The following is a 19,831-nucleotide window of genomic DNA, read 5'->3' as shown; positions in this document are numbered from 1 at the left end:
TTGGAATGATTGGCTACGATTTGCTCCAAATGGACGACTTACCGGAAACAGCCGAGCTGATCGCCTTCGTGCGCGTGGTCGACACGCGCTCGCTCTCACGCGCCGCGAAAGAGCTGCGCCTGCCACGCTCGACCGTTGGACGGCGCTTGCAGCGGCTCGAAGAGCGCCTCGGCATACGCCTCCTCAAACGCACGACGCGAAGGCAGGCGCTCACCGACGCGGGCGCCGAGTTTTACCAGCACGCGCGCCACTCAGTCGAAGCACTCGAGCGTGCGCGCGCCACCGTGCAGCGCCCGAGTGGCAAGGTAGAGGGCCGGGTGCGCATCTCAGTTCCTACCGGAGCCCCCGACTCCCTGGGGGAGCTCTTCGGTCAATTCTCGTTGCGCCATCCTGATGTTGTATTGGAGGTGGACTCCAACAATGCGAACGTCGATTTGATTCACGGCGGATTTGACCTCGCGCTGCGCTCTGGTCCCGTTGCGTCGGCGCCGCTCAACCTGGTGTCACGCACGTTGGGTACGAGCACGCTGGTCTGCGTGGCGACGCCTGCGTATCTGGCAAGAGCAGGAACTCCCAAGCGCGCTACGGACCTGCGCAGGCACGCTTGCTTGAGTCCGTTCGTGCGCGGAGAAGCCCCCTCGCTGAGCTGGCCGCGCCTCAAGGGGGGTAGCGTCCGCATTCATCCGCGCATGACTTCCAACGACATGTTCGTGCTGCTCGGCGCTGCACGCGCCAGCCTTGGCATCGCGCTGCTCCCTGATTTCCTGGCGCAGGCAGAGGTTGCCTCCGGCGCGCTGGCGCGGGTTCTCGCGACGCAAATCGGCGCGCAGACGCTCCTCTCGGTTGTCTACCACGAGCGCGAGCTGATGCCGCTCGCCGTGCGCACGCTCATTGACTTCATCGTCGAAACGGGGCTCCCCACCCGCCAATGTGGAGAGGCAGGTGTCGCGCACGCGAAAGACCCGCGGCGCCCAAAAAAGAGTTGAACGCGTCGGCTGCGACTGGAGCGGGAGATATCAAGAAATGGGGTGGCCATCTTCGCGAAGGAGATGAAGTGAAGTTCGCCTTCATCGACGCGAAGAAGGCTCTCTTTCCAGTCGCCACGCTCTGCCGTCACCTGGGCATCTCGCGCAGTGGCTACTGCGCCTGGGTAAAGCGTCATGAGCAATCCGAACGCACGAAGAGCGACCCTGCCCTCTGCGTCGAGGTGCGGGCCGTGCACCAGGAGAGCCGGGGCACGCACGGTGCACCGCATATTCATGCGGAGCTCAAGGCGCGCGACCGGCGGGTGGCACGCAAGCACATGGCTCGGCTGATGCTCCAGGCTGGCTTGCGCGCTCGTGCCCGGCGTCGCTCCGTGCGGACCACCGACTCCGCGCACCGCCCCCCGTGGCTCCGACTGCAGCGGAGAGCAACTTCCAGCCAGGCCAGCCCGAGCGAGCCTGGGTCGGCGACATCATTGTCGCACCGGGTGAACCTGCCGGGTGCTGGGCCCACGCCATCATGACGGCACCATCACCACGGACAAGCCGAAGAGCACTGATGCCGCCTACACCGCGACGACACAGGAGGACGAGGCCGTAAGCGCTCAGGGGGTGGGGACACCGTCCTGTCTCATGAACACAAGCGCGAGCAGAGGCGCCCTGAAGGAACGGTCAACCTGGACCATCGCTCACGAAGCGAAGGGGGAATGGGTGTCACGGCGGACTGACCGGCCGGCCATCCACTCCGCACGGAACACCGCAGGCCCCTGGCACCTGAGGGCCTCTATCGTGGCGCCCGCCGTTCCCTCAGGGTCGTGCTTCACGGAGCCCCGGCCTCACGGCCGCAGGACTCTGGGGAGAAAGACATGCGAAGAACCTGGGTGTGGTGTCTCGCGGTGCTCACGGTGTGGGGGGCGGGGTGTGGCGCAGGAAGCGAAGGCGCCTCGGACGCGGTGCCGGGCGCGTCCGGACGGGTGAAAGGACAGACAGCCACATCCCAGGCCCTGTCCGGCGGAACCCTGCGGGCGCAGCGGCTCACGGGGCCCAGTGAGGAAGCCGCCGTCAGCGTGGAACATGATGGAGACGGAAACCTCTTCGTCGCCGCGAACTTCAAGACCCAGCTGTCGGATTCGCAGGGCACGCTTGGCACGTCCGCGACACCAGCCTCCATCCTCACGAAGTACCGCCCCGATGGGCAGCGCGCCTGGACCCGGACCGTGCCCGCGCGGGTGACCGCGGTCACCACCAACCGGGCGCGGCATGTGATCATCACGGGCATGTTCAATGGGAGCGTCGACCTGGGCGGTGGCCCGCTCACGGTGGGAGAATTCCTGGCCGGTGTCTTCCTGGCCGAGTTCGACGCCAGCGGGCGCCACATCTGGTCGCGGGCCTTTCCCCTGGAGTACTTCAGCAGCTTCGCCGCACGGAAGATGCTGACGGACAGCCACGGCAACATCGTCATCGCCGGACTGCTGTACGGCGCCCTCTATCTCGATGGGGGAACCATCGCGGCCGACTTCGGCCCGGTCCTCCTCAAGCTGTCCCCGCTGGGAAACTACCAGTGGAGCTACATCGAAGAGCCCTACTTCGGCGACGCGGGCGGCGTCGCCTTGGACGAGGACGACAACCTCTACATGGCTGGAACCATCGTCACCGACTTCTATCCACCGGTAGAGTACATCCCATTCGTGAACAAGTTCTCCCCCACGGGGACGCGGCTGTGGCAACGGCGGCTGGACACCCGCTTCGGCTATGGGCACCGCGTGGGCGTGCACGGCAACCGCGTGGTGCTCACCGGCAGCTTCTCGGAACCCCTCACCTTCCACGGGCGGACGTTCCTCCCGAGGCACTCGGAGGATGGCTTCATCATCGCGCTCACCCGTGCGAACGAGGAGCGCTGGGCGAAGCAGCTTGGCCGGGAGGTGCTGGACGTGGCCCTGGACCACCGCGACGACCTGGTCGCCGTGGGCAGGTACGAGGACGGAGATGACCTGGGCCTGGGACCCGTGGCGGGCGTGCCTGGGAGTGACACCAACCTCTTCGCCGTGAAGTTCGACCGCGTCAAAGGCACGCCGCGCTGGACGCGAGGCTTCCCCATGGCGCATCCCACGGGCGTGTCGACCTTCTACGAGCGCTTCCGCGTGTCCGTGACCGAGCAGGGGTCCGCGGCGTTCATGAGCGGCTTCGTCGCTCCGCTGGACGTCGGTCCCACGACGCTCGTCCCCTCGGGCGTCCGAGACCTGTTCCTCCTGGAATTGAACCCCTGACACCTCCGATCCGCCGCCCTGGGCCGGGAGACGCGGGGGCACACGTCGGCTCACGGGGGGTGAGTTCGCGCGCCACCAGCCGGGCCTGGACCTCCGCATCGCTCAGTCGCGCCTCGTAGAGGGAGCGCGAGACCAGCGTCGCGGTGATCACCGCGAGCAGAAGCGGTGCGATGAACGGAGGCAACCCGGGCCGGAGGAGCGCCCTGGTCTCCCCAGCACGCCGCCCAGCCAGGCCCCAGCGGCAGGGACGGGGTGAAGAGCCCTCCGGGAGTGCCACTTCCCAGGCACAAGCAACGAGGCCAGGGATTTGAGCAACAGCAGGAGCAGCCCGAACGGCCCCGCATCATGGGTGAAGAGCCGTTCGGAGAGGTCCCGGCCATTGCCAAGCAGTTGCGTCAAGGCGCGCGAGCGCGGCGCGTACGGCCCACCGGGTTCCTGTAGCGGCGAAGACGGGGAGGTGGAGCAATGGGGAGGCGGCCTCGGGACATGCCAACACTCTCTCTGAGTCGTCTGCCCACAGACACTTGTGCATGGAGTCCACCCCGGGGATGAACAGGCCCGTGTCCCAGTCCAGCTTGAGGATCTGTAGGCCCTCGTCTTCGAGCGGCACTCACTTCACGGTGCGGCTGCCAACGATGAAGTACCGCGTCGAGTCGTCCCCCCTCTCCGAAGCCGTCATGTCACCCCTCGCCGGGTTCCAGCCTCTCGTGTCGGGGCGGCAGGGTGGCCGTCCCCACCTACCGCGCCTCGAGACGCGAGCGGCTGACCTGCTCCAAATTCGGTCGCTGTGTCACAGGGGCATCAAGGCACGTGCGCGGCGCGCGGAACTGTTGAGTTCCTGCGCCGACGAGGCGTAGGCGGGGGTCGCCAACGGCGCAGGGCAACATTGAGGGTTGGGTTCCTGCTGGAAGTGGAGGCCATTCACCAGCAAAGCCGAGGTACTTACGGCAACCCCCGTGTCCATGCCGAGCTGCGCGCGCGGGGCCTCCGCGTCTCCGCGAAGCGAGTTGCTCGTCTCATGCGCCAGGAGGGCCTGGCGGCCCGCCCAAAGCGCCCCTTCGTGCGGACCACCGACAGCGGCCACGCCCATCCGACTGCCCCCAACGTGCTGTCCCGGGACTTCCTTCCCCGCGACCCCAATCGCACCTGGGCGAGCGATGCCGTACCTCCTGAACCTCCGGCTGGGCCTGGTCGCGCAGCGCCTGCGCGACGGAGAGGACTCCATTGGCGAAATCGCCCATGCGGCGGGGTTCGTGAGTCAGTCCGGACTGAACCGCGCGTTCCATCGGCACTTCGGCCAGACCCCCTCGGCCTTCCGCAAGGCCAGGGCGCCCGTGAAGACATCCGCTCCGTGAGCGCGTCCACTTCACCCGGTCATAGGACCAAGCCATCCCGACCAATTCCGTGGATGGGTTGGTAGCCAACTGGAGATCCTCAAGCTGAGCGCCAACGGCAAGGTCCAGGCGGGCGCCACGCCGGTCAAGGCCGGTGGCGAGATTGGCAGTGAGGTCGAGGTGAAGCGGGGGCCCAACGGCACCTACGAAGTCACCGTCCTCAACGAGGGGAAGCTCACCGCCGAGCCGAGTACGAACAGCGCCGTGAATGGCTCCGCGGAGCTCGGGGCCGGCGTCTCCCCGAAGTTCGAGTTCAAGCCCAAGGAGGACGCCCTGCGCGGCCTGGGCATCATCGCGGCCGCCGGCAACGAGTCCGCGCTGGGCGTCGCGGCGAGCTACGCCGTGGATGCCGGCGCCAAGGTCGGCGACAAGGTCTCCGGCTTCCTGGCGGGCGCCGCCAAGGCGGTGGGCGCCGACGGCCTCGGCAAGTTCTTCGACAAGGCGGGTGACGCCAACCGGAAGCTGGACTCGTACGTCGGCACGGACGCGCAGAAGTTCCTCGGCGACCACCTGAAGGGCTTGTCGGTGAAGGGCACCCTGGCCGGGAAGCTCGCGGGGGACCTGCCGCTGCCCAACGTCTCGCTCGCGGGCGAGTTGAAGGGGCAGCTCGAGACGAAGGTCGACATCGAGTTCGGCAAGAACGGCCTGAAGCCTACCATCACCGTGGAGCAGTCCGGGCAGTTCGAGGGCAAGGGCTCCGTCGTCAACGGCACCGGCTTCACGAGGGAAGTCGAGGGCACGGGCTCCATCACGCTCGCCATGCAGAGCAAGTTCGAGGTCGACGGGAAGCTGGACCTGGCGGCGGCGCTGCAGGGCCGCTCCTCCGGGCTCCAGGTCAACCTCGTGGACTCCACGCTCTCCGCCGAGGTGGGCGTCTCCGGCAAGAGCGGCGTGGGCCTGGCCACGCCGGAAGGTGCGCAGACGGAGGCCAGCCTCAAGGGCGACACGGGCGTGTCCGGCAAGCTGAAGCTCACGGGGAAGACGGTGGACGTCGCAGCCGCGTTGGCGGACCCCAAGGCGCGCGAGGCCCTGTCCAACGGTGACTTCGGGCCGCTGGCGAAGAAGCTGGGGAAGGTGCCCGTCACCGTGGAGGGCGAGCTCGCGGCGACGGCCGGCCTCACCGGGAAGCTGTCGCTGGACGCGGGGCGCGCCAGCGGCGGTGTCTCCATCGAGGGCTCCCTGAGCGACGTGTTCCTCAAGGAGAAGCGGGACCTGAAGGGCGAGGAACTCGCCGCGCAGTTCAGCAGCATCGGCGCCTGGCTCCAGCAGAAGCTCCACGCCTGAGCCCCCGTCCCCGCGACGTCAACCCCCTGTGCCTGCCCGAAATTCGCTCGCTGCGCCATGAGCGCGTTGAGGTGAAAGGCTGAGCACTCGTGATGGAGGGAGCGCCAGGCCGGCCCTGCCGACCGCCAGCCCATCGGGGTCCGGATACGAGAGTTCGTGGCCCCCGACTCGTGTTTCCCGTCGCAGTCTCTGGAGAGAGCGCCGAGAACGAGTTCGCGCAGGGCTTCATTCGGGGAGCTACTTGAAAGGCCCTACCAACCGGTAGGGCCCTTTTTTGTTTAGCACGGGCCTCGCGATGAACATCGCGGGGCCTTCGTGCTTGAGCCCCTGAATCACAAGGGATTCTGGCTCACGGTGCTGCAGCGGGCGCGCTCAGCGCTCCGCTCCGCAGACCGAGATGCCCCCTCTTCTCCGCCACCGATTGGGCCTTCTGGACCGCGCTTTCGCCCGTTTTGGGGAGAGAGAGGCCGAGAGCGAAGTACCGCACCGGATTGTTGAGACACCAGGTTGGTCGTAATCAGGCCACCTGCGTCGACTGCATCAGCTCCCGCCGGGCCTGACTTGGCGAGAGGCCGTACGCACCGAGCGAGGCGAGCGTACGCCTCATGGTCGCCACCGATGCCCTCGGGCAGGGCCTTCTCGCTCTCAGGCCTTCTGCGCACACAGAGCCGAACGAACCTCGGTTGAGCTCAAGCTCGGCGCAAATAGGCGATGACGAGGCGTTGGTCGTCCGCCCATTTGGGCTCAATCACACGCCGCCAGATGACGTATTGCCCGGGCGCAAGCCCGAGCACGACACCGCCATCGTTTTCACCGAAGCCCACGACCTTTTCATTCGTGGTCTTCTTGGCGGCTTTCGAGGCGGATTCCAGGCTCTCGTTCGAATCAAAAACAACCAGCTTTCCAGACGAAACGAGAATCGTTCCCGCACGCTTCTCTTTTCCGACCTTCGGGGTGCTGCTGAGGGCGTCCGTGAAGAGTTGTGCAACCTCGTCCTTCCGTCCTCCGTAGTTGTCCTCATCGTCCCACCAGTCTCGGGGCGGTTCGATCAACGCGAGAGTTCCATCCTCGAGACGCCGGATTTCAGCTTCGCCGGTCACGCCCTCGAGACTGAGGACGAGGGCCTTGCCATTGCCGACCTCGAGTTCCGCGGAGACGAAGTCTTCGTCCTCAAGGAGTTCGGTGACCTTCTGCGGGTGCCCGCCGATGTCGTCGCCTTCTGGCTCTTCATCCAGGGGTTCCCATTGGGAGATCTGCTCGCTGTCCAGAAGAACGAGCGTAAGCAATGCATTGATTGAGCTGATCGTTCCGAGTGGCTTTTCACGTTTGCCCATTTTCGGACGATACCGATCGTACGAGTCGCGTCCCTATGCCTGTGTAGTCGGCGAGGAGGCCGAGGAGTTCCCTGTCGTGGACGATACCGAGATTGCCGCCCCCCTCGCACGAGGAGGTGCGCACCGATATGCGCGCGCTCTTCCTGGGAGCCATCCGCCTGACGTTGGAGATGCTGCGGGAGGAGGGAGAGTCCGTCGCGGAAGTGGCCAGAGACCTGGACCTGACCGAGACCGCCTTCGACAGGTGAGGGAGCAAGCCAAGACGGACAAGGGCCACGGCAAGCCGGGCGCCCTCACCAGCGAGGAGCGGGCGGAGCTCTCCGAGCTGCGCAACGTGCGCGAGCGACAGGCCCAGCTCTTCGCAGACCGCGCCACGCTGGAGCGCTCGGAGGCGGGCGGAGGTGTCCGCGTCGTCGGGTTTCCCGCCCAGGACTCGCTCCCCCATCCTCAACGAGGAGGCCCATGACGTCACCGCTGCGCGCGTTGCTTGTGGATGACGAGTGACTCGCGAGGGTCGAGCTGCGCGAGCTGCTGGCCCCACCCCCGCTCGTCCAGCGCAAGAAGTACGAGTCCGGAGGCAAGGGCGAGGCCTGGGCGCACCGCATGGCGCGAGCCGCCCTCGCCGCGGACCCGTCTCAGCTGCCGACGCCGGCGGACCAGCGCTGCGTGAGATACAGCTCCTTGAGCTGCGCGGCGGTGAGTTCGTGCTCCTCGCCCACCGTGGTGCGCTCGGTGGTGACCCCCACCTCGGCGCCGACCGCGCCGGCGTGCCCCCCGACGCCGATGTCACCGTTCACCGTGGTCCTGTCCTGCACAGTGGCCTTGATGTCGACCTTGCCGCCAAGCTGCGTCACCGCCTGCCCCACGTCGCCGTTGGCGATGCTGGTGAACGCGCCGCTGTTCACGATGTCCTGGAGGTTGCCGCTCATTTCCATATTCACCTCGCGGCCCATGCTCCCGCCCAGGCCGAGCGCCTGCGCGGTACCCTGGCGCGAGTCGGTGAGCGTCACCTTCGCCTCGCTCGCCTGGAGGACCGTCTGGCCCAGCTCCTGCGCGGCGCTCTTCGGGTCCCGCAGGAAGTCGTCCAGCTTGAAGTTCTCCGACAGGTCGATGCACTGCTCCAGCTCCACCTTGAGCGACCCCTCGACTCCGGCCGAGGCATTCGTCGGCAGCGACGCGCTGGCGTCGCCCTGGCTCGGAACCCCCAGGCCCACGCTCGCGCCCGCGTTGGCCGAAATCTCCTGCGACTGGATGAGCGTCAGCGACGTCGGCTTGCCCCCCTCCATCTCGATGCGCGCCATGGTGGACTGGTTGATGTCCACGCCCGCGCTCGCGCCCGTGCTGAGCACGTCCTGCAGGCCCTGCATGCCCAGCTCGGCCGCGAAGCCCCCCTCCGCGCCCAGCTCGAATTCCACCGCGCTCACCTTGTCGCGCAGGCCCTCCAGCTCCGACCGCGGGTCGCCCAGCACGACGTTCAAGCCCAGGCCCAGCAGCGGGTTGCTCCCCGAGGCGCCCGACACGGCGGCCGTGGCCGCGATGATGCCGGCGGCGCGCTGGGCCTCCTCCAGGGTATCGAACTGGTACTCCACCTTGGCGCCCGCGGTACCGAACGCGCTGGCGCTCGCGTCCGCCGCCCCCTTGCCGCCCATCTTCCCGATGATGCCCGCCCCCACATCCCCGCTGGCGGAGACGGTGTAGCCCCCGCCGTCCTCGGCGCTACGGCTGACGGTCAGGTCACCCTTGCCGGTGATGCCGACGGCGTAGACATCCACCTCGGCATTGAGGCCCACGGAGATGCTCTCGCCCGGCTTGAGCTGTTCCACCTGCGTGTTGAAGTCGAGCGCGTCCTTGACCGCGCCCACGGTCTTCGCCGAGTCGCGCACCACGCCGGCCGCTCCCCGGAGGACGCCCCCGACGAGGTCCTGGGCGAAGTCCTGCAGCGGATTCCGCGCCGGCGCGCCCTGGATGGCCTGCCCCAGCTGGTCCAGCCCGTTGGCCACGACGTCCGTCGCCTTGTCCAGCTCCTCGCCCACCTTCTGGGCCGTGTCCTTGAGCGCGTCGCCCGCCTTGGTCCTCAGGTCCTCGAAGAAGTCGCCCACCGTCCCGCGGTCCTTCTGCTTCACGTCGCGCCCGCTGTCGCCCGGCGCCTCGTGTCGCTCGAAGACGTCCTGCGTGCGCTTCTTGGCGACCGACTCAATCGGCTCCATGGCCTTCTTCGCCGTCGCCGCCGCCTCGGGGGCCTTCTTCTCGGCCGCCTCCGCCACGCGCTTCGCCGCTTCCGCCGCGCGCCGAGCGGCATCCGCCGCGCCACCGATGATTCCGCTGATTCCCATGGGATGTCCTGGTTGGGGCGGGCGGCCGCGTCCTCCCGCTCCTCACGGAGTGACGCGGGCACCGCCGGTTCACTGGGGTTGGGGTGGGAGTGCGAGGTGCGTCATGAAGCACGTCGCCCGTTCGCGCGGAAGTGCGAGGCACGCCGCCCCGACGCGCCCTCCTCGAGCTTCAGCAATGGCCTTCGTCCTCTAGACGCAGGCGGGTTCAGCACCATGGACTGAGGCCCCCCGCGGGATACGAGGACGTGGACCACGACATCGAAGGATCCTGCCTCGGGAATGGGCATTCGCATCAAGGAACTGCCTACATTTTCCTGAGGTTGCGGCGAATGTTTCTTCGGTTCTTGAGAATTCGGCGGCGGGCCCTGTGGCTCTTTGATCCCCCGCCGCGGCCCAGCGGAAGCGCGCCCCTGCCCCCCCTCGCACAGGACGGGGCGAGGGAGCTTGCACGGCGAAGCGCGCGATTGCCGCAGCAGGGGCGCATGCGGACCGCTCGGGAGCGACCCCATTGAAAGGAGCGCACCCGTGGACGTCATCGACCTGTTGATTCAGCAGCACCGCGAAGTCGACGCGCTGTTCCTGGCGTTCCGCGACGCCTCGGACGACACGAGCCACAGGGAAGGGAGCAGCAACATCCAAGGAAGCGGCGCAGTCGACCTATCCACCGAACAGGCTCAGGCCCAAACCTGGTGCCTCAATAGGCCGGTGCAGCACTGCAGGCCCGTTGCCGTCACGAGCGATTGAGCGACGCCAGAGCAGACAATCAAGCTCTCCATGCCAACCTGGACCATCCGGCCCAGGCGAGCCTATTGTCGCGACGACTGGGCCGATTGCCCGCGGCGGTTTCACCGCCAGGGGCGGGCCACAGTCCGTAACAAAGCAAGCGCAGTCTTCGCCGCCTCTACCTCTCCCCATTCTCCTTGGAGGTTCTGATGTCTCCCGAGTCCCGAACCCCTCGCCAATTCTCCCGGCGCTCACTTCTGCGAGCCGGCAGTGTCGCGGTTGGCTTTGCCGCCGTCGGTAGCTCCGGCCTGCTGGCTGGCACCGCCCACGCCGCCGAGACAATCAGCAACCCGTTCGCGGGTTACGCCATCTCAGATGGGTGGTGGGACCACGTCAACCGCGGCTCCCTGGGCGGAATCGACTACGTCATGGGTGTTGGCACGCCTCTACCAGCCTGCGCCTCGGGACAACTCCTCATCGACTGGAATAACGGCACAGGTGGCTACACTGCTACCATTGTCATGGCCAACGGCATGAGGAGCCAGTACCTCCACCTGTCTGGATTCAACGGCGGCGAACGCTTTGTCCAACAGGGCGAAATCGTCGGCTACTCCGGCGGTGCTGCCGGTGCACCCGGCTCCGGGTCTTCGACGGGCCCTCACCTGCACTGGCACATGGTGACGGCCGGCGGCACCCGGGTGAACCCGCTCGACTACGTTGGCTCCGGCAGCGGCGGCACCGGCGGTGGCCTGCCCCTGGAGGATAGACGCCTCGGTCATCTCGGCGCCGCAGGCGGCTGGGCCCACATGCTCAGCAACCTCGTCCTGCCTGGCAACACGACGTACGGCGCGTTCTCTCCGGGCCCTGGGCAGTCGCCGCGCGCCATGGCGAATGTCGACGGCGTCATGGTGCTTGTCTATGCCGGCAGCAACGGTTGGACGACCATGAGCAGCGGCCTGGCGATGGCCCCGGGAGCTCCGCTCAACGTGCTGCGGACCCCGGCCAATCCATCGCCCCAAATCTTTACCCTCGAGGCTGGACGACTCTGGCACACCTTCGACGCCAACGGCTGGAAGAAGCTCCCATCATCCGTGACGGTGTCGGGCAACTGCACCTTCTCGATGACGGCCAATGGGACGGACCTTCATGGCCTCTTCAACGACGACGGCCGCCTGTTTCATGTTTGGGCTGATAACTCCGGCTGGCACAAGGGCGACACCGGGGTGGACTTACAGCCCGGCGCAGACTTGGTCGCCGTCATTCAGCCGGACGGCACCCTACAGGGCCTGTCGCTGGAATTCAGCCGGGTGCACCATATTTTCGGGGCGAACGGGAAATGGAACCGCATCCCGACAACGGCCTCCCTGCCAACCGGTATTCCCATCGCCGGCCGCACCGCCTACGGCTGGCCACAGTTGGTCGCAAACAACAACGGCTCTATCACCCACGTCTGGGGCACCTCGTCGGGCTGGATGTGCGTACCGACGGGAATGACGACGAACCCGGGACGGCGGCTCAGCCTTGTCCCGGATGTCGCCTCGGCCCCGGTGGTCGGCCTGACTCTCTGAGCACCCTATTTTCTCGACCCTGGGCCTCCTGAGGCACGCGCAGATTGCCCCTGGGCTCAGTCCAGCGCGGACTGGGCCCTCCAGGGGGCTCGCCTCGGAGATGCCGCTTGCGACGCAGGACCTGCGCGCCGCAGAGGAAGCCCGCTGCATGGCCCTGGGGGCGGCGGAGCGCGCGCAGAGGCCACGCTCCCCAAGGGCCTCGCGGATGCGCCGCAGGACACGAAGGTGCTGGGCGCCCTCCCCCAGACAAAGCAGCTCGAGCAGGTCGCCGAGAAAGCCACTCAGCGCGCTGACGAAGCGCTCACCGACGTGAACATGCGACACAGCAAGGCCCCCGGCGAACACCCCGAAGAGGCAGCACGCCGTTCTGCACCCTCGTCGTGGCGCGCGTGCACGGAATGACGATTCCACGCAACTCGGCCAGGGATGTCGCGAAAACAACCACCGGAAACTTCATGTCCGAAGCCAGAGCCTGTGTGCCACGGGCGTCAGCCGAGCCCTCAGCAATGCCTTGGGCATTAGGACTCCTATCCGAAGTGACGCGTCACGCCCGGCGGACCGCGCCAGGTGAGATGCCCATGAAGCGCTTGAAGGCGCGACTGAAGGCCGCCTCGGACTGGTAGCCCATGCGCGCCGCCAGCTCCGCGAGGCCCGGGCGCTCCTCCTTCAAGCTCGTGTGGGCCACGGCCATGCGCCAGCGCGCCAGGTAGTGCATGGGCGGCTCGCCCACCAACCGCGTGAAGCGCGCGGAGAACGCCGAGCGCGACATCGCGACCTCGGCCGCGAGCGTCGCCACGGTCCAGGCCCGCGTCGGCTCGCGGTGGATGAGCGTGAGCGCCCGGCCCACCTCGCGGTCCTGGAGCGCCCCCAGCCAGCCCGTCTTCGCCGCCGCGTCCTGGGCCATCCACTCGCGCAGGGCCTGCACCACCAGCACGTCCGCGAGTCGGGTGATGACCGTCTCTCCTCCCGGGCGCAGCTCCTTCGCCTCCAGGGCCATGAAGCGCAGCGTGCCCTGGAGCCAGTCCATTCGCGGTGAGTCCGACGGCTCGATGCGGATGATGGCGGGCAGGAGCGAGACGAGATGGCGCGCGGCCGGATGGTCGAGCCGCACGGCACCGCAGATGAGCGTCGTGGGCGCGCCGCCTCCCCCGTGACGCAGGATGGAGTAGCGCTCGCTGACCAACTCCTCCGGGAGCTCCTCCAGGCGCCGCGTGGCTCCACCCCGCTCGCTCGTCAGCCGGTGCCCCTTTCCGTGCGGCAAGAGCGCGAACATCCCTGGCTGGAGCAACAGCGGTTCGCCGTCATCGACCTCCAGCCAGCACTGGCCGGACGTCACGACGTGGAACATCAGGCTCCCCTCCATCACCGGGAGCGCCAGCCCCCACGGCGCCGACATCTCCGACCGGCAATAGAACGTTCCGGTCATTCGCAGGAAGTGCAGTGCTTCACCGAGCGGATCGACCGGCGGCATGAAGTCCGTCATATCCCCGAGTATCGGCCCCGCCCCATGCATCGTCCAGGCGACCTGGACGAATGAGCATGAACCAGCGACTCCCCATCATTGAAAATCCCACTCCCCGCGCCGATATTGGATTCCAGGCAACTCACTGCCGAGGGGACGTCCCCTGGGAGGAATCCATGTTGGTCGTGATGGGAGCGAACGGAAACACGGGGAAGAAGGTCGTCGAAATCCTGCGCCGACAGGGGCAGCCGGTCCGCGCACTGGGACGCTCGCCGGAGCGCCTCGCGCCGCTGGCGGAGTTGGGCGCGGAGGTGCTCACGGGCGAGGCGCATGACGCAACCTTCCTGACACGGGCCTTCCGCGGGGCGGACGCGGTCTACACCCTGCTCCCCATGGACCGCGCGTCGACGGACTACCACCGCGAGCAGCAACGGAAGGGAGAGGCCATCGTCAAGGCGCTCCGGGACAGCGGCGTCCGGCACGCGGTGGCGCTCAGCAGCCTGGGCGCGGACCTGAGCGAGGGCACGGGCCTGCTCGCCACGCTGCATGCCCAGGAGGAGCGACTGAAGACCCTGCGAGACACGCACGTACTGCTGCTTCGCCCGGTGTCCTTCTTCGAGAACCTCCACGACGTGCTGGGGCTCATCAAGCACCAGGGCATCAGCGGCGACTCCGTCGAGCCGGACCTCGCGATTCCCATGATCGCCACGCGCGACATCGCGGAGGTCGCGGCCCGCGCGATGGTGGCGCGGGACTGGACGGGCCATGTGGCGCGAGAGTTGCTCGGCCCGCGGGACCTGAGCCTCCGCGAAGCCACCCGCCTGCTGGGCGCGAGCATCGGCCGTCCCGACCTCGAATACGTCCGGTTCCCCGACGCGGACATGGTGAGAGCCCTGGTCCAGGCGGGGGTATCGGAGACCTTCGCCCACCTGTATGTGGCGATGACGCGCGCCTTCAACGAGGGACGGGTCCAACCCCACCACGGCCGCACGCCAGAGAACTCCACGCCCACGCGCTTCGAGGACTTCGTCGGAGAGCTGGCCCGGGCCTACGCGGCCCTCTGAGAGAGGAACAGGGCATGCTCGAAGCCACCGTGAACACGCTGACGTGGCTGGCCGCCGCGGGGAGCGCGCTGCTGGCGGGGACCTTCTTCGCCTTCTCGTCGTTCGTGATGAAGGGCCTCTCCCGGCTCCCACCCGAGCGCGGCATCGAGGCCATGCAGGCCATCAACGTCGCGGCGCTCGAGCGCGGCCTCATGAGCGTGTTCTTCGGCACGACGGGGGTCTGCCTCCTGCTCGCCATGGCCACCCCGTGGACCTGGAGCACGACGCGGGCGGGCCCACGCCTCGCCGGCGCCCTCCTGCTCCTCGTGGGTGGCTTCGTCGTGACGGCCGCGTTCAACGTCCCCCGGAACGAGCTCCTGGCGGCGCTGTCCCCCACCAGCCCCGAGGCCGCGAGCCAGTGGAGGAGCTACGTGGCCACCTGGACGGCGTGGAACCACGTCCGGACAGCGGCCTGTCTCGCGGCGGCGCTCCTGCTCGCGCGCGCCACGCGTTAGCGGATGAGGCGACGCGGCGCGGCGCTCACAGCGCGCTGCAAGCCCAGACCTTGGTGGGCATGCAGTAGCAGTTGGGATTGGGGTGACCGATCAGACAACAACTGCGCGTCGCCCCCACCGGCGAACACGCCGTGCCCGCGAGCTTGCCGCAGCGATCATTCAGGCCGCAGATGGGCGTGGGCGTGAAACAGATGTTGTGGAGTCCGTCGCACTCGACCGAGTCCTCGTGGACCGTGCAGGTCGTCCCGTCACAGGCCACCGTCGACCCGTTGGGGCAGACCTTCTCACAGTGTTCGAGAGCGCTCGACGCCTCGCCCAGGACCGCGGGCGCATCACCACCGTTCGCGGCTCCGTCTTGCGTCACACCACCAAAGGCCACCAGCACCGGGACGACGAGGACCGTCAACACACCCAGGAAGCTCTTCATGGCATGTCTCTCCTCGAGAGAGGGAGCGGGGCATCGAACCACACCCCGCGTGACTCCCGACATGGAGTTGCACCTGGACGTCTGTCAGGAATCACACCTCAACCGCGCACCAGCTCATGGACGGGCTGTCCCTCCGGACCCACGCCATCCAGCCGCACGAAGTCGACGGAGAAGGGCCAGGACGTCTTCACGAAGACATGCTCCAACTGGGTGACGTCGCGGCCGACCCGCGTCCAGGCCAACACCTGGCATTGTCCATTCACCAGGGTGGAGGTGATGTCGATGGGGCGCGAGGGAAAGGCACGCAGCTTGATGCGCACGCGCCACCCGTCCGCCGTGGCCTCGACGGCCTGCGAGTCCTCGAGGCCGTACACCGGCTGCTCGACCGTGAGGAGCGGCTCCACCTCCGACTCACCGCGCTCCAGCATCCGCCAGTAGACCTGCACGGGGCTCGTCCCCACCGGGCGGCAGGCCTCGTCCAGCCTCACCGCGTAGTGCACCTGGTTGCGGTTCTCGCTGCGGGACAGGAAGAACGCGGAGGGGGCCCGGGTGACGGGCTCCGCGGCGGAGGCCCACGCGGCGAAGGCGCCCACGGCGAGGGCGACGAGTCGGCTGATTCCGGTCATCGAAGACACCTGGGATACCCTTTCAGGGCGGAGTGACGGCGGTCGCCCGCCAGGAGCGCTGGGAGGATGAACACCTCCGGGCTCCGGAACTGTCACTCGGTGCCGCCCGAAGGCTGTCCCCACCCCGCACGGCCGTCGCGGCAAGGGGTTTAGAGCACCTAACGAAAGTCAGGGCAGAGGCGGCGCAGAAGCATGAGGCAGCAACCGAGGACGAGGAATCCGAAGTGGACATCGTCCCTGCGTTCGTCGCGGACTCGAAGCCGGCGGAACTGGTTCTTCCATGCCTGTGTTCGTTCCGCGACCCAGCGGTAGGGACCGAGTCGCTCCCTGGATTCGACGCCCGGACGGGCAATGCGCGAGGCGATGCCGCGCAGGCGCAGTCCATGCGCTTGCCGTCGAAGTGGGTCTTCTCGACGAACGCCCAAATCGGTAGCGCGGGGCTGTAGAGCCAGACCGGCGAGCCGAGGTAGACGGTATCGAAGCGTGACAAGTCCAGCTCGCTCGAACAACTGCGCGCCAAGCCGGTTGGCGATGTGGCGCGCCACGAGCGCGGTATTTCCGGAGCGCGTGAAGGATACGATCGCCACCCCTCCCAGCTCTCCAGTCAGTGGCCTGACATAAGGCTCGAGCCCCCGCAGCGCGCGCATGGCGGCGCGGGAGCTGCTCGAGCCGCACCTCGCCGAGTTCCTGGCGCGCTATCCCAAACTCGCAGTCGAGCTCGTGATGGACGATGGGCTCTCCAACATCATCGCCGCCGGTTGCGACGTGGGCATCCGAATCGGCGAGCGCCTCTCCGAGCATGTGGTGGCAGTACCCATCACGCCGATGTTGGAGATGGCGGTCGTCGCGACACCCGCGTACTTCGCGCGGCACGGACGACCGAGCACGCCAGCCGACCTGGCCCGGCACAACTGCATCACCTACCGCCAGAACAGCGGGGGCTCGCTCTTCGCATGGGAGTTCACGGACGCCAGCTCGAAGCGAGACTTCACGGTCGAGACGCGAGGCAGCCTCATCACCAACGACGATGAGGGAATGCTGCGCGCCGCCCTCCATGGGCTCGGCCTCATCCAACACATCGACTTTGCCGTAAGGCGACACCTCGAAGAGGGCAGGCTTGAGCGCGTACTCAAGCCGTGGTGCTCGCCATTTCCGGGGTTCTATCTCTACGTGCCGTCTCGAGAGATGCCCTTGAAGGTTCGTGCGCTCCGCGACTTCCTTCTCGAGAAGAGGGACGACCTGAAGTCTTCGGTCAACGCCCCGCGTCGTGCGAGGTCATCCCAAAGCCGACGTCGCTGACGGAGTCGCGCAAACGCCTTCGCCAATGGGCTTGGGCGGCGACGGCGCACAGGTTTGGGGTTCGGGAACCAAGCCCCCCTGAAACCCGCGCAGCAATTGCTCCATGCCTCGTTGATGCCGCTCCGAATGAAGTCCTTCCGTCCGTTCATCTGGCAGGTGCGGAACCCGACCCCTGCGTCGCCGTGGAAGCGCGACTCGACGGGTACGAGTGCCGCGCTGCGCTCCCTCAACGTGCGTAGCACCGTGTCGAAGTCGGCGTCCGGCCGCAGGTGAACATGGGCTCAGGCTGAATTCTGGCCAACCTCAACGGTGCAGAGGCATGAAAGAGAGCGCCATGATGCTTGCGGCAGTCGAGGCAGTGGCACATGCCGACGGTGCACGGCTGTAACGACGCGCCGATTCGGACGCTGCCGCACAGGCAGCCGCCGGTGAAGCGCTCGGGGCCATCCACGCTCAGCCCGCTTTGCGACGGAAGTGGAGCGCCTGCACGCCGGATTTGAACTGCCGCGCCGAGAGGAGCTCGAGCTGCCGCGCACTCGACAGGCCATGGAACAACGTCGGCCCGCGGCCACTGATGATGGGATGAACGACGAGGCGGTACTCGTCAATGAGCCCCAACTCCTCGAGCGCAGCCGCGAGCTTGGGCGCTCCGACGAGGACACCCCGCTCGGTCTTCGCTTTCAGCGCTGAGATCGCCTCGCGAAGGTCGCCCTCCACCTTGATCGTGTTCCGCCATGGAAAGTCGCTCCGCGAGCCCGACACGACGTACTTCGCCTTCGCCTCGAGCTTCTGTGCCCACTCGCGCATCGCGCGCGGCGCCTTTTCGTCGCGTGCCACCGCGGGCCAGGCTCCCTCCATCAGCTCGTAGGTGTTGCGCCCGAAGAGCATCGCCCCGCTCTGCTCCATGAGCTGCGTCCAATAGTCGTGCAGCTCGTCGTCCACGATCCCCTGGGTGTGATCGATGCACCCGTCCAAAGTCACGTTGAGACCGAAGGTGAGAAGGCCCATGGCGTGGATTCTACGAAAAGCGCGCCCAATGCGCAGCAGCCAGAGTCATTGACGCAATGCCCCATCCCCGGTGGGTATCAGCGGGCAGGAACTCGACAGCATCCAATCCATCACCCGGCCCTGCTGCGCACTGCGCGCAGAAACCAGGCCCCATCGCGGGCGATTCGTCGAACGGATACGAACTTCCAGCAGCAGACAGCGGCCGCTGTTTGGAAGTAGCGCCGCCGGCTCGACATCCGGACGGCCCGAGAAGTGGCCTCATGCGGGGCCGGACGCGCTCGTCGACATCCTCCAGGAGACTCGCCCGCTGGCGTTCCGCTTCGGACTCAACGGGCGAATCGAAAAGCTGGAGCTGCTGCTGCTCGCGAATCATTCGACCTGGCGCACCATGGGGATGGCTCACGTTCATCTCCCCGAACTCGCCAAGGGAGGACATCGGGCGAAGGCCGAACCTGCGTGCAGGCCCGTTGCGGATCCGCGCCCATTCCTTCCATCCCTCGGCAAGCCACTCGTCCTCCGATGCGCGGACGGCACCACGCGTCGGTGCGGGGTGTTGATCCCCAAGAGGGACTTCTCAGCAGCCTGCTAGAACGCGACGATGGACGGGGGCGTGGTGCTGGTGAAGAAGTCCGGGTAGGTGGCGACGTAGTTATTGCCGGAGCCCGTCTCCCCGAGGATGGGCCAGTTCTTGATTCCAGAGACGGTCAGCGTCGTCCCGTCCGACTCAATGACCAGGTCTGCGGAGCCGATGGCGCCCAGGGGGCTGGTGGGGCCCAGGCCCTCAGTCCGGACGACGGCCAACGTGTCCGGCGACAGGTGCTTGAGAGACACGGAGCCAGCGTACTTCCCATAAGTGTACGCCACCGCCACTCCCAGCTCATTCGCCGCCAGGGACACGGTGGGCTGCCGGGCACTGGCGGTCCCCACCAACACGCTGCCCGCCCCCCAGGCGCAGGTGCTGCTCGCGTAGCGGGTGACCGTCACGTCAAAGATGGGAGGGAACGGCCCGGACCTCTCCGCGGAGGACACCTTGAACAGGCAGCCCTGTGACGTCCCCGACACCAACGCTGACTCCTGCGTGCCGAGACCGCCCTGCTCCTCCACCCCACCACACGCCGTGACCGCGACGACCGCAACAAGGGAAACAACGGACTTGAAAAGATGCATGGCATTGCCCTCCAGGGGTTGGACCGCGCCATCCCTATAAAGGCGATTGCCAGACGTGAAAACTCTTCTCTCAAACCGTTGCATCTTGCATCGATGGGTGCGCGGCCACCCTCGGAATCCCCTGCCCCTGCGAGCGCCGCAGCATGCCGCGCAGCAGCTCCAGCGCCTCGGCCCCCCTTGACAGAGGGGTGTCGCAAGACACCCCAGACCTCAAGACGCTTCCGGAGGTTGTGATGGAAGCGTTGTACCTCCCCGAAAGTCGGTCGCTGCGTCAAAACGCGCGTCATGCCGGTGAACGATGCCCCCGGGGCCCTCCTCTCCTGCTCAACACCCAGGCCAGGGTTTGAGCCATTTCGCCAGTCGAGCCCATCGTTCGATGAAACGGGCACTTCGATTCG

Annotated in this window: 18 protein-coding genes and 1 pseudogene; 12 read left to right on the top strand and 7 right to left on the bottom strand. The window is 67.3% G+C overall.

Annotated features, from left to right (window positions below; all coding sequences use genetic code 11):
• Positions 1-5 precede the first annotated feature (5 nt).
• The 6 genes and pseudogenes from KYK13_RS09195 to KYK13_RS09170 all read left to right on the top strand — a co-directional run bounded on the left by KYK13_RS09195 (position 6) and on the right by KYK13_RS09170 (position 5,928).
• Positions 6-986, top strand: coding sequence for a LysR family transcriptional regulator (locus KYK13_RS09195; RefSeq protein WP_223643700.1), 981 nt, complete (start codon positions 6-8; stop codon positions 984-986).
• Positions 929-1,507 carry an IS3 family transposase gene (locus KYK13_RS39240; RefSeq protein WP_223643699.1) on the top strand — a complete coding sequence of 193 codons (579 nt, stop codon included), beginning with the start codon at positions 929-931 and terminating at the stop codon, positions 1,505-1,507. The genes KYK13_RS09195 and KYK13_RS39240 overlap by 58 nt, the downstream gene beginning before the upstream one ends.
• A gap of 543 nt (positions 1,508-2,050) precedes the next feature.
• Positions 2,051-3,250: a hypothetical protein gene (locus tag KYK13_RS09185; RefSeq protein ID WP_223643698.1), complete on the top strand. Its 1,200-nt coding sequence runs from the start codon at positions 2,051-2,053 to the stop codon at positions 3,248-3,250.
• Positions 3,251-4,037: 787 nt separating this feature from the next.
• Positions 4,038-4,295, top strand: a pseudogene (locus tag KYK13_RS39235) (IS3 family transposase); the annotation flags it as partial.
• Positions 4,296-4,407: 112 nt separating this feature from the next.
• A complete protein-coding gene (locus KYK13_RS09175; RefSeq protein ID WP_223643697.1) occupies positions 4,408-4,605 on the top strand; it encodes a helix-turn-helix transcriptional regulator in 198 nt (65 codons plus the stop codon).
• A gap of 159 nt (positions 4,606-4,764) precedes the next feature.
• A complete protein-coding gene (locus KYK13_RS09170; protein ID WP_223643696.1) occupies positions 4,765-5,928 on the top strand; it encodes a hypothetical protein in 1,164 nt (387 codons plus the stop codon).
• A gap of 689 nt (positions 5,929-6,617) precedes the next feature.
• Here the strand turns inward: KYK13_RS09170 and KYK13_RS09165 are convergent.
• On the bottom strand, positions 6,618-7,262 hold the full coding sequence (locus KYK13_RS09165; RefSeq protein WP_223643695.1) for a hypothetical protein: 645 nt from the start codon (positions 7,260-7,262) through the stop codon (positions 6,618-6,620).
• Between the two features lie 244 nt (positions 7,263-7,506).
• Between KYK13_RS09165 and KYK13_RS09160 the strand changes: the two genes are divergently transcribed.
• Entirely contained in the window at positions 7,507-7,728 is a 222-nt protein-coding gene (locus tag KYK13_RS09160; RefSeq protein WP_223643694.1) for a hypothetical protein, read from the top strand.
• A gap of 169 nt (positions 7,729-7,897) precedes the next feature.
• Here KYK13_RS09160 and KYK13_RS09155 read toward each other — a convergent pair whose 3' ends face one another.
• Complete coding sequence (locus tag KYK13_RS09155; RefSeq protein WP_223643693.1) at positions 7,898-9,595, bottom strand: hypothetical protein; 1,698 nt, start codon at positions 9,593-9,595, stop codon at positions 7,898-7,900.
• Between the two features lie 525 nt (positions 9,596-10,120).
• Here KYK13_RS09155 and KYK13_RS09150 point away from each other — a divergent pair.
• Both KYK13_RS09150 and KYK13_RS09145 read left to right on the top strand, forming a co-directional pair.
• Entirely contained in the window at positions 10,121-10,339 is a 219-nt protein-coding gene (locus KYK13_RS09150; RefSeq protein WP_223643692.1) for a hypothetical protein, read from the top strand.
• 188 nt (positions 10,340-10,527) lie between these two features.
• The gene (locus KYK13_RS09145) at positions 10,528-11,886 is read left to right on the top strand and encodes a M23 family metallopeptidase (RefSeq protein WP_223643691.1); all 1,359 of its coding nucleotides are present in this window, start codon (positions 10,528-10,530) and stop codon (positions 11,884-11,886) included.
• Between the two features lie 544 nt (positions 11,887-12,430).
• Here KYK13_RS09145 and KYK13_RS09140 read toward each other — a convergent pair.
• The gene (locus KYK13_RS09140) at positions 12,431-13,357 is read right to left on the bottom strand and encodes an AraC family transcriptional regulator (protein WP_223643690.1); all 927 of its coding nucleotides are present in this window, start codon (positions 13,355-13,357) and stop codon (positions 12,431-12,433) included.
• 179 nt (positions 13,358-13,536) lie between these two features.
• On the opposite strand from KYK13_RS09140, the gene KYK13_RS09135 reads away from it, so the two are divergent.
• Entirely contained in the window at positions 13,537-14,412 is an 876-nt protein-coding gene (locus KYK13_RS09135; protein ID WP_255654228.1) for an NAD(P)H-binding protein, read from the top strand.
• A gap of 14 nt (positions 14,413-14,426) precedes the next feature.
• Positions 14,427-14,906 (top strand): DUF1772 domain-containing protein, encoded by a 480-nt coding sequence (locus KYK13_RS09130; RefSeq protein ID WP_223643688.1) that lies wholly within the window; start codon positions 14,427-14,429, stop codon positions 14,904-14,906.
• A gap of 25 nt (positions 14,907-14,931) precedes the next feature.
• On the opposite strand, the gene KYK13_RS09125 is transcribed toward KYK13_RS09130, so the two are convergent.
• Positions 14,932-15,333, bottom strand: a complete 402-nt coding sequence (locus tag KYK13_RS09125) for a hypothetical protein (protein WP_223643687.1) — start codon at positions 15,331-15,333, stop codon at positions 14,932-14,934.
• Between the two features lie 98 nt (positions 15,334-15,431).
• Positions 15,432-15,959 carry a DUF4833 domain-containing protein gene (locus tag KYK13_RS09120; protein WP_223643686.1) on the bottom strand — a complete coding sequence of 176 codons (528 nt, stop codon included), beginning with the start codon at positions 15,957-15,959 and terminating at the stop codon, positions 15,432-15,434.
• 645 nt (positions 15,960-16,604) lie between these two features.
• Between KYK13_RS09120 and KYK13_RS09110 the strand changes: the two genes are divergently transcribed.
• Complete coding sequence (locus KYK13_RS09110; protein WP_223643685.1) at positions 16,605-17,258, top strand: LysR substrate-binding domain-containing protein; 654 nt, start codon at positions 16,605-16,607, stop codon at positions 17,256-17,258.
• A gap of 453 nt (positions 17,259-17,711) precedes the next feature.
• On the opposite strand, the gene KYK13_RS09105 is transcribed toward KYK13_RS09110, so the two are convergent.
• Both KYK13_RS09105 and KYK13_RS09100 read right to left on the bottom strand, forming a co-directional pair.
• The gene (locus tag KYK13_RS09105; protein WP_223643684.1) at positions 17,712-18,266 is read right to left on the bottom strand and encodes a dihydrofolate reductase family protein; all 555 of its coding nucleotides are present in this window, start codon (positions 18,264-18,266) and stop codon (positions 17,712-17,714) included.
• A 585-nt stretch (positions 18,267-18,851) separates the two neighbouring features.
• Positions 18,852-19,433 (bottom strand): hypothetical protein, encoded by a 582-nt coding sequence (locus KYK13_RS09100; protein WP_223643683.1) that lies wholly within the window; start codon positions 19,431-19,433, stop codon positions 18,852-18,854.
• Between the last annotated feature and the right edge of the window lie 398 nt (positions 19,434-19,831).

The sequence above is a fragment of the Corallococcus sp. EGB genome, from assembly GCF_019968905.1.
Taxonomy (GTDB): Bacteria; Myxococcota; Myxococcia; order Myxococcales; family Myxococcaceae; genus Corallococcus.
Note: the sequence above shows the minus strand (reverse complement) of the source record. Positions and strands in the feature narration are given on the sequence as shown.